We start from the raw sequence: 13,424 nt of genomic DNA, 5'->3' as shown, positions 1-13,424 counted from the left end.
GATTGCAGCCGTTTGACCCGTTGAAATCGCGGCGAGGGCCGTTGGTCGCGGCGTGCAGCCGGTTTGTGCAGCGAAGCTAAGCTCTAACTGGGGAGTGAGTCTTATCTTCAATGAGGTGAGGGATGGTGGAGTCACAGCAAAGAAACATAACCAAACCCGAGTTGTACGAGCGGTTGATCGATCGTCTGGGAATGGCCCTGGACGCGGCAAAAACCGCTGGACGGCTGCGCGACGAGCGCCCCCTGGAGCTGGAATTGCGTGGCTTGAGCCCCGCCGAGTTCAATCTGGTCAAGGCTTACCTGGATCGCAGTGAGCGTGAAACCCACGGATACCTGTCACAGGCAGTGAAGCAACTCGATGCAGCCCATTCGGCCAAGGTCATCTGGCTCAAGGACAAGGCACCGGGCAGAGAGACCGTAAAAGTGCGAACCCTGCAGGCCAAGTAAGCGCATGGCAGGTCAAAAAGCGGATCTTTTTCAACGGGATCCGACCCTACTGGTTGTCGCGTTGTATCTACCCACTTAGGCTTCGGGCATCTCTGGAGATGCTCGATGCCTTTTCGTTATTTCATTAAACAACTTCTGTTGCCGCCCGGCCTTCTTTTGCTGCTGTTGCTCGTCGCATGGTGGTTGCGACGTTCGCGGCCGCGACTGGCCGGGCTGTGCTTCGTTCTGGGTTTTGGCGGCTTTCTGCTGATGAGCCTGCCGGTGGTCGTGCAATGGGGCGCCAAGGCCCTGGAACGCGAGCCGCCGCTGGCCCGGGATTCATGGACAAGCCTTGCGCAACGCGCTGATGCGATTGTGGTGCTGGGCTCCGGGCGCGAGCGTGGCGATCTGGCCTGGGGCGACGATCAGCCAACCGGTGTCGGACTTGAGCGACAGCGTTACGCGGCGCGTCTGGCCAAGGCCTCAGGGTTGCCGATTCTGACCAGCGGTGGCCTGCATTACGGTACGCCGCCGACTGAAGCCAAGTTGATGGCCGATTCGTTGCGCGATGATTTCGGTGTGACGGTGCGCTGGCAGGAAGGGGAGAGCCGCACCACTTGGGAAAACGCTGCCTTCAGCGCCAAAATGCTGCTGCCGGAAGGCATCAAACGTATCGTGCTGGTGACCCAGGCCTGGCACATGCCGAGGGCGGTGTGGAGTTATCAACAGGCCGGATTCGAAGTGGTGCCGGCGCCGGTCGGTTTCCTTGGCACCGACAATGCCCGGCCGTTCGGCGGCTGGCTGCCGGAGTTCAAGTCGATCTGGCAGAGCGGGCAATTGATGAACGAGGCGGTGGGACAGATCGGCTATTCGTTGTTCTACCGGGCAGGCGACAGCGGAGACTGAGGGCTTTCGCAAGGCGCGGAAGCCCTTCAGTTGTCAGAGGGTCTTGGACATCCGGTTGGTCATCAGCGCCCAGCCAAACAGCACCACGCACAGGATGATCAGCGGCCACGAGCGCCACTGCAGATACGGCGTCAGGTTGTGCATCGGCACCACTTCGCCGTACAGCACGCCTTGTTCGAACTGTGGAATGCGTTCAGTGATCTGCCCGAACGGGTTGATCAGGCCGGTCACGCCGTTATTGGTCGCACGAATCATCCAGCGCCCGGCTTCAAGAGCGCGCATCTGCGCCATCTGCAGGTGTTGCAGCGGGCCGATGGAGGTGCCGAACCAGGTGTCGTTGCTGATGGTCAGCAGCAGATCGCTGTGTGCGGCCAGACTTGCAGCGAACTCCGGGTACACCACTTCGTAGCAGATGAACGGCGCAATCTGATAACCCTTGGCCTGCAACAGCGGCTGATCGGCAGGACCACGGGCGAAGTCGGACATCGGCAGATCGAAGAACGCGATCAGCCCGCGCAGCACGTCCTGCAACGGCACGTACTCGCCGAACGGCACCAGCTTCTGCTTCAGATACGTGCCGTCGCCTTCGCCGACCACGGTAATGCCGTTGAAGAAGCGTTTTTCGTGACGCACCGTCTGGCGGATCGGCACACCCGTGATCAGCGCCGATTTACGCTCGGCGGCAAAGGTGCCCATCATGTTCAGGTAGCCCTCGGCGGACTCCTTGAGCACCGGGACGGCGGTTTCCGGCCAGATCAGCAGATCCACCGGTTTCGAACGGAAACTCAGGTCACGGTACAGCGCCAGTTGCGCGTTGAGCTGCGCCGGGTCCCATTTCATGCTTTGCGCGACGTTGCCTTGAATGGCGGCAACGGTCAGCGGTGCGCCGGACGGACTGGTCCAGGCATGTCCCTTCAAGGCAATGCCTGCCGCCCATGGGCCGACCAGCAACACCAGCCCGGCGGCGATAAAGCCTTTGCGACCGCTCTGCAGCAGGCGTGGTGCGTTGTAGATCAGCGCGGCGGTCAGCGCCAGGACGAACGACACCAGCCACATGCCGCCCACCGGCGCGAGCCCGGCCAGCGGGCCATCGAGCTGGCTGTAACCGGAATACAGCCACGGGAAACCGGTGAGGAACCAGCCACGGAACGCTTCCTGTCCAACCCACAACGCCGCAAAGGCCAGGGCATCGGCCAGTGGCGCTTCGTTGCGGCGCAGCCAGCGCGCCCACAGCCAGGCGGGGAGGGCGAAGAACCAGGCAATGGCCGCCGTGAAAATCAGCATCAGGAACCCGGCCAGCAGCACCGAAGCGCCGCCGAAGTGGTGGATGCTGTAGTAGATCCAGCTGGTGCCGGCGCCGAACAGGCCGAAACCGAAGCACCAGCCACGACCCAGCGCCTGGCGCGGGCTCAGCTCGCGAAGGCCCGCGTAGAACAGGCCGACCGCCAGCAGAGCCAGCGGCCAGAGATCGAACGGCGCGAGAGCGAAGGTGGTGATTGCACCGGCCGCCACGGCCAGCAGGTTACCGGGCCAGCCGGGGCGGGTTGTCCAGCGCATTTCAGTCCTTAAATTTACCGGGCGATTGGCGTGAGTCGCAGCAGATGAATCCGACGGCTGTCGGCGTTCAGGATGCGGAAACGATAGGCGCCGATTTCAGTGATTTCGTTGCGTTTTGGCAAGTGCCCGAACGCGCTCATCACCAGCCCGCCGACGGTGTCGAACTCGTCGTCTGAGAATTCGCTGTCGAAGAACTCGTTGAAGTTCTCGATCGGCGTCAGGGCCTTGATCAGGAAATCACCGCTGGGCAGCGGCTTGATGTAGCTGTCTTCTTCGACGTCGTGCTCGTCTTCGATGTCGCCGACGATTTGCTCAAGCACGTCTTCGATGGTCACCAGACCGGCCACGCCGCCGTATTCGTCGATGACGATGGCCATGTGGTTGTGGTTGGCGCGGAATTCACGCAGCAACACGTTCAGACGCTTGGACTCCGGCACGAAGGTGGCCGGGCGCAGCAGGTCCTTGATGTTGAAGCTGTCGCCGTTCTCCTTGAGGATCAGCGGCAGCAGATCCTTGGCCAGCAGCACGCCCATCACGTCGTCATGGCTTTCGCCGATGACCGGGTAGCGCGAGTGGGCCGAGTCGACCACGGCAGGGAGGAATTCGCGGGGTGTCTGGGTCGCCTTGATGCTGATCATCTGCGAGCGCGGCACCATGATGTCGCGTACTTGCAGGTCAGCCACCTGGATGGCGCCTTCGACGATGGCCAGCGCTTCGCTGTCCAGCAGTTTGTTCTGATGTGCATCGCGCAGCAGCTCCAGCAGCTCCTGGCGGTTCTTCGGCTCGTGGGCAAAAGCCTGGGTCAGTTTACCCAGCCAGGACTTCTGCCCGTTGCTCGATCGATCTTCGCTCATAGCGATTACTCTGAATCCTTTGTTGTAACGATAGGGGATGTTTCGGTTTCGTCGTCCGCGTACGGATCGGGATAACCCAATTCGGCAAGCAACTCGCGTTCCAGTGCTTCCATTTCCTCGGCTTCCTCGTCATCTATATGGTCGTAACCAAGCAGATGCAAGCAGCCGTGAATGACCAGATGTGCCCAGTGGGCGTTAAGTTCCTTGCCCTGTTCGGCGGCTTCGCGCTCGACCACTGCCACGCAGATCACCAGATCGCCCAGCAGCGGGATGTCGAGAAACTCGTCGGGCACTTCGGCGGGAAAGGACAGGACGTTGGTCGCGTAATCCTTGTGGCGCCAGGTGTGATTCAGTTCGCGGCCTTCTTCTTCGTCGACCAGACGAATGGTCATTTCCGAGTCGGCGGTGCGCTGGCGCAGGGCCAGTTCGCACCACTGGCGGAATTCGACTTCGGTCGGCGCAGACGCTTCGGTCGCGATTTGCAGGTCAAGCTCAAGCATCGTGGCGAGTGTCCTTTGGCGCTTCATCGGCCAGGCGCGTTTCGAAGCGCTCGTAGGCTTCGACGATGCGTTGCACCAGCGGGTGGCGCACCACGTCTTTGGGCTGGAAGTGGGTAAAGCTGATACCCGGCACATCCTTCAGGACTTCGATGACATGATGAAGTCCGGACTTGGTGCCACGCGGCAGGTCGACCTGAGTGATGTCGCCGGTGATTACGGCCGTGGAGCCGAAACCGATCCGGGTCAGGAACATCTTCATCTGCTCGACGGTGGTGTTCTGGCTTTCGTCGAGAATGATGAAGCTGTTGTTCAGCGTACGACCGCGCATATAGGCCAGCGGTGCGACTTCGATCACCTGACGTTCGATCAGCTTGGCCACGTATTCGAAGCCGAGCATTTCATAGAGGGCGTCGTAGAGCGGGCGCAGGTACGGGTCGATCTTCTGCGACAGGTCGCCGGGCAGGAAGCCGAGTTTCTCGCCCGCTTCGACCGCCGGACGCACCAGCAGGATGCGGCGGATCTGCTCGCGTTCCAGGGCATCCACGGCGCAGGCCACGGCCAGATAGGTCTTGCCGGTACCGGCCGGGCCGATGCCGAAGTTGATGTCGTTGCCGAGGATTTCTTTCACATAGCGCAACTGATTCAAGCCGCGTGGGCGAATCATGCCTTTCTTGGTGCGCAGGGCGACGGAGGCTTCGGCGGGGGCGTGGTTGTCCAGTTGCTCGACGGCCGATTCCTGGAGGAACAGGTGAACCGTATCCGGCGACAGCTCTGAACCCTTGGTTTCCCGGTACAGGCGGCGAATCAGGTTTTCCGCGGAAGTGGTGTGCTTGGGTTCGCCGATCAGCTCGAACTGATTGCCGCGGTTGCGGATCTCGATGGCCAGGCGCTGTTCGATCAGGCGCAGGTGTTCGTCGAACTGCCCGCACAGATTGGCGAAGCGGCGAGCCTCAAAAGGCTCGAGGATGAAACGATGAGGTTCTATGGGTGCGTTCAAGGTCGTATTTAGCCGCCCTGGGGCAATTGGGATGAAATCAAGGATAACGCCAGTGGCGTGGGTGCGAAAGCTCTTAAAAAGCCTGGCACCGATTCAGCCCTCTGGCGCGGTCTCCTTGCGGTGTTACTGGATCAGCGAGCCGCGCAGCGAGTGCGGTTGTGCCGCGTCGATGTGCACGTCGGCGAACTGGCCGATCAGGGTTGGATTGTCGCAGCGGAAGTTGACGATACGATTATTCTCGGTGCGCCCCTGCAGCTCGCCCGGGTCTTTCTTCGAATAATCGGTCACCAGAATCCGCTGGACCGAACCAACCATTTGTCGGCTGATCTCGAAGCCTTGCTGATTCAAACGGTGCTGCAGGGCGTTCAGGCGTTCCTTCTTCAGTTCTTCCGGGGTGTCGTCAGCCAGATCGGCCGCCGGGGTGCCCGGGCGCTGGCTGTAGACGAACGAGTAGGAAAAGTCGAAACCGACGTCGGCAATCAGCTTCATGGTCTGTTCGAAGTCTTTCTCGGTTTCGCCCGGGAAGCCGACGATGAAGTCCGAACTGATGCAGATACCCGGCACGGCCGCGCGCAGTTTGCGCAGCTTGGATTTGTACTCCAGCGCCGTGTGGTTGCGTTTCATGGCGGCCAGGATCCGGTCCGAACCGGACTGCACCGGCAAGTGCAGGTGCTTCACCAGTTCCGGCACTTCGGCGTGGGCCTGGATCAGGCTGTCGGAGAATTCCAGCGGATGCGACGTGGTGTAGCGGATGCGGTCGATGCCATCGACGGCCGCGACGACGCGGATCAGTTCCGCCAGGTCCGCCAGCCGACCGTCATGGGTCAGGCCGCGATAGCCGTTGACGTTCTGCCCCAGCAGGGTCACTTCACGCACGCCGTTTTCGGCCAGGTGAATGATCTCGGCGATCACGTCGTCGAACGGTCGGCTGACCTCTTCGCCACGGGTATAAGGCACCACGCAGAACGTGCAGTACTTGCTGCAGCCTTCCATCACCGACACGTAGGCGCTAGGGCCGTCGATACGCGGCTCGGGCAGGTGGTCGAACTTTTCGATTTCCGGGAACGAGACGTCCACTTGCGGAAGCTTGCTGATGCGCGCGGCGTCGATCATTTCCGGCAGGCGGTGCAGGGTCTGCGGACCGAACACCACGTCAACGTACGGGGCGCGATCACGGATCGCCGCGCCTTCCTGGCTGGCCACGCAACCGCCGACGGCAATAACCATCTCCGGGTTGGCCAGTTTCAGTTCGCGCCAGCGGCCGAGCTGGGAATACACCCGGTCCTGGGCGCGTTCGCGGATCGAACAGGTGTTGAGCAGAATCACGTCGGCGTCTTCTGCCCGCGCCGTGACTTCCAGGGCCTGGTGTTCGCCCAGCAGATCGACCATGCGCGAGCTGTCGTACTCGTTCATCTGGCAACCGTGGGTTTCGATGTAAAGCTTCTTGGCCATGGAATAGGGTCGTCACGTGGTTCAAAGAACCGCGCATTATAGGGAACATGTCCCCAGGTTCCTACCGTTGCGCGTCCAGTGGCTATGCTATAGTTCGCGCCCTCATTTTTACCCCGATGTGTTGTCCGCCCGCCATGACCAAACGCGAAGCTCCAATCTACAAGGTGATTTTCCTCAACCAGGGCCAGGTGTTCGAAATGTACGCCAAGCAGATCTATCAAAGTGATCTGTGGGGCTTCCTGGAAGTGGAAGAGTTCGTCTTTGGCGAGCGCACTCAGGTGGTCGTCGACCCGAGCGAAGAGAAGCTCAAGGCACAGTTCGAAGGTGTGGTGCGCAGCTTTGTGCCGATGCATTCGATCGTGCGCATCGACGAAGTGGAACGCCTTGGCACGCCGAAAATCAGCGAAGCCCGTGGCGGTGTTGGCAATGTGATGCCGTTCCCGGTACCGATGCCCGAGAAGTAAGCGGGGCGGGAAAAGGAGCTACGACAGGCGCTACGGCAGGGGCGAGAACGGCGTACGCCCGTCGGCGCTCTGCAGTTCCATCAGGTATTTACGGAAAATTTGCCCGAGCACCTGGGTTGCGGTTTCCAGGTCTTCGCGGGACATCTTTTCGGAGACTTCGTCGGCGGTGTCGAGCGCGTCTTCGGCGCCGTTGACCGCGGCCATCTTCAGCACGATGTAGGCCTGAATGTTGTTGGCCTGCACGCCTTCGCCGTGGAAGAACATGGTGCCGAGCTTGAATTGCGCCTGGGCGTGGCCTTGCAGCGAGGCCTTTTCGAAATAGCTCAGGGCTTGATTGAGGTCGCGCGGCGCATTCTTGCCGTCGTAGTAGAACTCACCCAACTCGTATTGCGCTTGCGCATCCCCTTCATCCGCTGCCTTTTGGCAGGCGGCGAGGGCCTGCGTGACATCTTGCGGCTGAGTATTGAGGGTGCAGCGACCCATCGCCGGGATCAACAACGAGTTGCCGCCTGCTTGTGCATGTGCGAGCAGCGGCTGAAGGAGCAACAGGCAGCCCAAGGCAAGGGTGCGGCCGGTGCGGTTCATGGGAATCGACTTACCTCTGAAGGGCGCGCGGACCCGTCGAGGGATCCAATAAGCGCGCATTATGAAATAAGCAGGGGCCACCTTACAAAGTCTTTACTCGATTTTCTGCTGTGTGGGGAATATATCACCCGGTTTGCGGGAGATTTTTGGCAGAAGCGTCGGAGAAAACGCTGGAATGTAGGTGAAAGCTGACGCTGGCAATGGCCAACGTCAGCGATCAAGCCATTACTTCAGTTTGGCGAACGCGCGCTCGGCGGCGTCGAGGGTCAGTTTCAGTTCCGCTTCGCCGTGGGCGATCGAGGTGAAACCGGCTTCGAATGCGCTCGGTGCCAGGTACACGCCACCTTCGAGCATCAGGTGGAAGAAGCGACCGAACAGCGCTGCATCGCTGGCCATCACGTCTTCAAAGGTAACGATGTCGTCAGCGCCGCTGAAGTACAGACCGAACATGCCGCCAGCCTGGGTGGTCACGAACGGAATGCCCGCCGCGTCAGCACGCTGTTGCAAGCCGTCGAGCAAGCGAGTGGTGTAGTCGGTCAGCTCGGCGTGGAAGCCCGGACGGCTGATCAGGCGCAGGGTGGTCAGGCCGGCGGCCATCGCCAGCGGGTTGCCCGACAGGGTGCCCGCCTGATAGACCGGGCCCAGCGGTGCGATGCGCTCCATGATCGAACGCTTGCCGCCGAAGCAGCCGACCGGCATGCCGCCGCCGATGATCTTGCCGAAAGTAGTCAGATCCGGGGTCACGCCGTAGTAAGCCTGGGCGCCGCCGAGGGCCACGCGGAAACCGGTCATCACTTCGTCGAAAATCAGCACCACGCCGTGCTTGTCGCACAGGCTGCGCAGGCCTTCGAGGAAACCCGGCGCCGGCGGCACGCAGTTCATGTTGCCGGCAACCGGCTCGACGATGATGCACGCGACGTCCTGGCCGACTTCGGCGAGCATTTTTTCAACGGCGTCGATGTCGTTGAACGGCAGGGTCAGAGTGTGTTTGGCGAACGCGGCCGGTACGCCGGCCGAACTTGGCACGCCCTGGGTCAGTGCGCCGGAGCCGGCCTTGACCAGCAGGCTGTCGGAGTGACCGTGGTAGCAGCCTTCGAACTTGATGATGCTGTCACGACCGGTGAAACCACGGGCCAGGCGGATTGCGCTCATGGTCGCTTCGGTGCCGGAGCTGACCATGCGCACCATTTCCATCGACGGCACCAGCGAGCAGACCAAGTCGGCCATCTCGGTTTCCATCGCGGTCGGCGCGCCGTAGGACAGGCCGTGTTGCAACTGGTTACGCACAGCGTCGAGTACGTCCGGGTGGCTGTGGCCGAGGATCATCGGGCCCCAGGAACCGACGTAATCCACATAACGCTTGTTGTCTTCGTCGGTGACGTAGGCGCCTTCGGCGTGCTTGAAGAACAGCGGCGTGCCGCCGACGCTCTTGAACGCGCGAACCGGCGAGTTCACGCCACCGGGAATGTGTTTCTGGGCGTTGGCAAACAGGGTTTCGGAACGAGACATGATCGGGCTCTCAGACTTTTAGTAATTCGTTGAATGCGCGGGCGCGGCGGGTCACTTCGGCGGTGCTGTCGGCACCGAACAGGCCATGGACCACGGCCAGCAGATCGACACCGTGGGCCACCAGCGGCGCGGCGTTGTCGAGGGTGATGCCGCCGATCGCGCAGATCGGCAGGTGCAAAGTGCGCTTGGCCTCGTCGAGCAGGTCGAGGCTGCAGGTCGGCGCGCCGGGTTTGGTGTTGGAATTGAAGAAGCGACCGAAGGCGACATAGCTCGCGCCTTCTTTGGCGGCCTGTTCGGCCAGTTCAAGCTGCGCGTGGCAGGTCGAACCGATGATCGCTTTCGAGCCGAGCAGGGCGCGGGTCGGCGACAGCGGGCCGTCGGTCTGGCCCAGGTGCACGCCGACGTTCAGGCGTGCGGCCAGTTCGGCGTCATCGTTGATGATCAACTGGGTCTTGTAGCGTTCGCACAGATCACGCAAGGCCTCGGCCTCACGCAGGCGCCGGGCTTCGTCGCTGCTCTTGTCGCGGTATTGCAGGAGGGTGACGCCGCCTTCGAGCGCCGCCTCCACGTACGGCAGAAACTTGCCGGCCAGCAACGGACCGTCGGTAATGGCGTACAGGCCACGTAGTTTCATCAGGCAGACCTCACGACGTTACGAGCAGAAATCCAGCGGCAGGCGACGCGGCACGAACTGGCCTTTGCCCAGTTGTTCGGCATCGCGCAGGGTGCGCCAGGTGTAATCCAGCGCGGTACGCACGGCGCTGGCCAGGTTTTCGCCCTGTGCCAGTCGACCGGCAAGGGTGCTGGCCAGGGTGCAGCCGGAGCCGTGATAGCTGCCTGGCAGGCGCTGGCACTTGAAGGTTTCGCGCAGGCCGTCACGGCTGTACAGGCGATTGTGGATTTCGGTTTCGTCGCCGTGACCGCCGGTGATCAGCAGGTTCTTGATGAACGGCAACAGTTTTTCAGCACACTCGTCCGCGGTGCCTTCTGGCAGTTCGGCGAGGATCCGGGCTTCGGGAAGGTTGGGGGTGGCGATGATCGACAGCGGCAGCAGACGTTCGCGCATGGCGTATCCGACCTCGTCCTTGCCCAGGCGTCCGCCGCCGCCGGCGCGCAGCACCGGGTCGCAGACCACTGGCAAGTGCGGGTGCGCCTGGAGCAGTTCGACAACGGTGTCGACCATTTCCAGGGAACCGAGCATGCCCAGTTTCACTGCCGCGACTTCGGAATCGTTGAGCACGGCATTGGCCTGGGCCAGTACCCACTCACGGTCGAGGACGCGAAAGTCAGTGACGTTGACGGTGTCTTGCACGGTCAGGGCGGTGACGGCCGGAGCCGCATGGCAACCCTGAGCGAGCAGGGCTTCGATATCTGCCTGCAAGCCGGCGCCACCACTGGGGTCGTGGCCGGAGAGACAGAGGACAACGGGGCGTGAGCTGTAGATATTCATGGTGCGCGAGCTTACCACCAAACCTGTTTTTCGGGTGTTGTGGCGCAGCGCTTGGCCGATAACCTCGATAACCGGAACCACACGGGTTCTCGCAATCTGACCGACTCAACAGCTCTAGCTCGGCGTTTTGCTCTGAAACGCCCGTTCTAGAGCCTTTGTCGGAAAAATTTCCATGGTGCTCAATGGCCATCAACGGCTATGCTAGAGTGGATCCAAACCAATAACAGGTAATACCGGTTTTACGTCATCTCAAAGGGAATGGGGGGCTTCCTGACACAACCGGACAAGCCACGCTGGGGCTTCAATGCGCTATTTGTTGATGTTGCTGTTCTGTTTGCCCCTCCTGGCAAACGCCGTCGAGTTCGACGAGTTCACCCAGAGCCTCCCCCTGGGTCGATCCCTGCAAGTGTTCGAAGACCCGAGCGGTCAGGCGAGCATTGCCGACGTCCGCGCGCAGGCTGCTGCCGGACAATTCAAAAAACACGATAAAGCCACGCTCAATGCCGGTTACTCGCGCTCGGCGTTCTGGCTGAAGATCGACCTGCATTACCGTCCGAGCAATCCGGTGGCGCAGCGTACCTGGCTGCTGGAGCTGGCCTATCCGCCGCTCGATCACCTCGACCTGTATCTGCCCGATGCCGCCGGCGACTATCGCCTGGTGCGCCAGACCGGAGACGCGTTGCCGTTCGCCAGTCGCGAGATCCGGCAGAACAACTACCTGTTCAACCTCACGTTCAAGCCTGACCAGCAGCAGACCGTCTATTTGCGACTGTCCAGTGAAGGCTCGATCCAGGCGCCGGTGACGTTGTGGTCGAGCACCGCGTACCTCGAAGACCAACCGGTGCGCCTGTACGTGTTGGGCCTGATTTATGGCGTGCTGTTGGGGATGCTGGTCTACAACCTGTTCATCTACCTCAGCGTGCGCGACACCAGTTATCTCTATTACATCTTCTATATCGCGTCGTTCGGCCTGTACCAGCTGTCAGTGAATGGCGCGGCGGTCGAATATTTCTGGCCGGACAACCCGTGGTGGGCCAACGCCGCCACGCCATTCTTCATTGGTTGCGCAGGTCTGTTCGGCAGCCAGTTCGCCCGCAGTTTCCTGCAGACCAAGAACCACAGCCGCTGGCTCGACCGGCTTTTGATCGCCCTGATCGTGTTCGGTGCGCTGGTGATCGGCCTGTCGCTGATGACCAGTTACGCCCTGGCCTTGCGCCTGGCGACGACACTGGCACTGACCTTTACCGTGGTGATTTTCGCCGCGGGGATCCTCGCCTGGTGGCGGGGTCTGCGCGTGGCGCGCTACTTCATCATTGCCTGGTCGGCATTTCTGCTCGGCGGGATCGTCAACACGATGATGGTTCTGGGCTTGCTGCCGAACGTGTTCCTGACCATGTACGCCAGCCAGATCGGCTCGGCCATCGAGGTGGCGCTGCTGTCGCTGGCACTGGCCGACCGCATTAATGCTATGCGCGAACAACAGGCGCAGACCCTGTTCGACGCCGGCCAGAAACTCGAAGTGCTCAACCAGCAACTGGCCCACAGCAACAAGCTCAAGGACGAATTCCTCGCGACCCTGACCCACGAACTGCGCACGCCGATGAACGGGGTGATCGGCTCGCTGGAACTGATGCAGACCGTCGAACTGGACCCGGAACTGGAGCAATACCAGCAGACCGCCGCCGGTTCGGCCCGGGACATGATGCGCATGGTCAACGGCATCCTGACCCTGACCGAGTTGCAGGCCGGCAAGCTCAAGGCCACGCCGGGCAGTTTCAGCCTGCGCGCTGTGGTTGAGGCGCTGCGCGTGCAGTTCGATGGCAACGCCTCGAGCAAGTCGCTGGACTTCAAGGTCGACGTACTGCCGACCCTGCCGGACCGCCTGCATGGCGACAGCGCCAAACTCGCGCAATGCCTGGAATGCCTGCTGGACAACGCGATCAAGTTCACCCGCGTCGGCGGCCTCGCCCTGCGGGTTACCGGTAAACCGTCGACGGACAATCGTCTGGCGCTGTCCTTTGCGGTCATCGACACCGGCATCGGTTTTACCGATCTGGGCGAAGCCACGCTGTATCAGCGTTTCTTCCAGCTCGACGGTTCGATGACTCGCGAGTACGGCGGCCTGGGCGTCGGTCTGGCGATCTGCCGACAACTGGTGGAACTGCTCGGCGGCAAACTCACGCACCGTTCCGAGCCGGGACGCGGCAGTCGTTTTCAACTGGATGTCGAGTTTGAATTGCCGGCCGTCGAAGCCGCGCCGACGCCTGTTCGCGATGCCATACGCGCACCGCAGGACTGCACCGTGTTGCTGGTGGACGACAACAGCGTCAATCAACTGGTGATGCGCGGGATGTTGCTCAAGCTCGGTTTCCGCGTGCGCACCGCTGACCACGGTGCCGCAGCCATCGAATGCCTGCAGCGCGAGCCGTTCGATGCGGTGCTGATCGATTGCCAGTTGCCGCCGCTCGATGGTGCGTCGCTGTGTTGCCAGATCCACGACCTGCCGGGCTGTGCCAACCTGCCGGTGTTCGTGATCGCGTTGGGGGCGGATCGAGAGCATTGCGCCTCAGCCGGCTCGATCGATTACCTGAGCAAACCGGTGAAATTCGAAGACTTGCAGGTCGCGATGCAGCGGCGGGTATTGAGTTGCTGACAGGGTGAAAGCGCCGGCATTTAGGCCGATATGACACTTTGATCGGTCCGGGGGCGGTGCTTAACTGAAGCT

The 13,424-nt window shown here is 61.6% G+C and carries 13 protein-coding genes; 4 read left to right on the top strand and 9 right to left on the bottom strand.

Features of this window, described 5'->3' with window-relative positions; translation table 11 throughout:
* Nucleotides 1-122: 122 nt before the first annotated feature.
* Together ACKLNA_RS24375 and ACKLNA_RS24370 are read left to right on the top strand one after the other, a co-directional pair.
* Nucleotides 123-446: a hypothetical protein gene (locus tag ACKLNA_RS24375; protein WP_085712273.1), complete on the top strand. Its 324-nt coding sequence runs from the start codon at nt 123-125 to the stop codon at nt 444-446.
* Nucleotides 447-551: 105 nt separating this feature from the next.
* Nucleotides 552-1,331 (top strand): YdcF family protein, encoded by a 780-nt coding sequence (locus ACKLNA_RS24370; protein ID WP_408987337.1) that lies wholly within the window; start codon nt 552-554, stop codon nt 1,329-1,331.
* A 33-nt stretch (nt 1,332-1,364) separates the two neighbouring features.
* Here the strand turns inward: ACKLNA_RS24370 and lnt are convergent, their stop codons facing one another.
* From lnt to miaB, 5 genes are all read right to left on the bottom strand, one after another.
* Entirely contained in the window at nt 1,365-2,888 is a 1,524-nt protein-coding gene (gene lnt, locus ACKLNA_RS24365) for an apolipoprotein N-acyltransferase (protein WP_408987336.1), read from the bottom strand.
* A gap of 14 nt (nt 2,889-2,902) precedes the next feature.
* A complete protein-coding gene (locus tag ACKLNA_RS24360; protein ID WP_007909641.1) occupies nt 2,903-3,742 on the bottom strand; it encodes an HlyC/CorC family transporter in 840 nt (279 codons plus the stop codon).
* A 5-nt stretch (nt 3,743-3,747) separates the two neighbouring features.
* A complete protein-coding gene (ybeY, locus tag ACKLNA_RS24355) occupies nt 3,748-4,242 on the bottom strand; it encodes an rRNA maturation RNase YbeY (protein WP_408987335.1) in 495 nt (164 codons plus the stop codon).
* Nucleotides 4,235-5,239: a PhoH family protein gene (locus ACKLNA_RS24350; protein WP_011336084.1), complete on the bottom strand. Its 1,005-nt coding sequence runs from the start codon at nt 5,237-5,239 to the stop codon at nt 4,235-4,237. The genes ybeY and ACKLNA_RS24350 overlap by 8 nt, the downstream gene beginning before the upstream one ends.
* A 123-nt stretch (nt 5,240-5,362) precedes the next feature.
* Entirely contained in the window at nt 5,363-6,691 is a 1,329-nt protein-coding gene (gene miaB / locus ACKLNA_RS24345; RefSeq protein ID WP_248743669.1) for a tRNA (N6-isopentenyl adenosine(37)-C2)-methylthiotransferase MiaB, read from the bottom strand.
* A gap of 134 nt (nt 6,692-6,825) precedes the next feature.
* Between miaB and ACKLNA_RS24340 the strand changes: the two genes are divergently transcribed.
* Nucleotides 6,826-7,155, top strand: coding sequence for a DUF1820 family protein (locus ACKLNA_RS24340; RefSeq protein ID WP_007958692.1), 330 nt, complete (start codon nt 6,826-6,828; stop codon nt 7,153-7,155).
* Between the two features lie 30 nt (nt 7,156-7,185).
* On the opposite strand, the gene ACKLNA_RS24335 is transcribed toward ACKLNA_RS24340, so the two are convergent.
* From ACKLNA_RS24335 to ACKLNA_RS24320, 4 genes are all read right to left on the bottom strand, one after another.
* Complete coding sequence (locus ACKLNA_RS24335) at nt 7,186-7,740, bottom strand: tetratricopeptide repeat protein (RefSeq protein WP_003228518.1); 555 nt, start codon at nt 7,738-7,740, stop codon at nt 7,186-7,188.
* A gap of 225 nt (nt 7,741-7,965) precedes the next feature.
* Entirely contained in the window at nt 7,966-9,249 is a 1,284-nt protein-coding gene (gene hemL, locus ACKLNA_RS24330) for a glutamate-1-semialdehyde 2,1-aminomutase (RefSeq protein ID WP_085712269.1), read from the bottom strand.
* 10 nt (nt 9,250-9,259) lie between these two features.
* Complete coding sequence (thiE, locus tag ACKLNA_RS24325; protein WP_114885725.1) at nt 9,260-9,883, bottom strand: thiamine phosphate synthase; 624 nt, start codon at nt 9,881-9,883, stop codon at nt 9,260-9,262.
* An 18-nt stretch (nt 9,884-9,901) separates the two neighbouring features.
* Complete coding sequence (locus ACKLNA_RS24320; RefSeq protein WP_085712267.1) at nt 9,902-10,699, bottom strand: hydroxymethylpyrimidine/phosphomethylpyrimidine kinase; 798 nt, start codon at nt 10,697-10,699, stop codon at nt 9,902-9,904.
* A gap of 304 nt (nt 10,700-11,003) precedes the next feature.
* Here ACKLNA_RS24320 and ACKLNA_RS24315 point away from each other — a divergent pair, with 304 nt between their 5' ends.
* Nucleotides 11,004-13,352, top strand: coding sequence for a 7TM diverse intracellular signaling domain-containing protein (locus tag ACKLNA_RS24315; protein ID WP_408987334.1), 2,349 nt, complete (start codon nt 11,004-11,006; stop codon nt 13,350-13,352).
* Nucleotides 13,353-13,424 lie beyond the last annotated feature (72 nt).

The sequence above is a fragment of the Pseudomonas sp. UV AK001 genome (assembly GCF_046097675.1).
Taxonomy (GTDB): domain Bacteria; phylum Pseudomonadota; class Gammaproteobacteria; order Pseudomonadales; family Pseudomonadaceae; genus Aquipseudomonas; species Aquipseudomonas kribbensis.
Note: the sequence above shows the minus strand (reverse complement) of the source record. Positions and strands in the feature narration are given on the sequence as shown.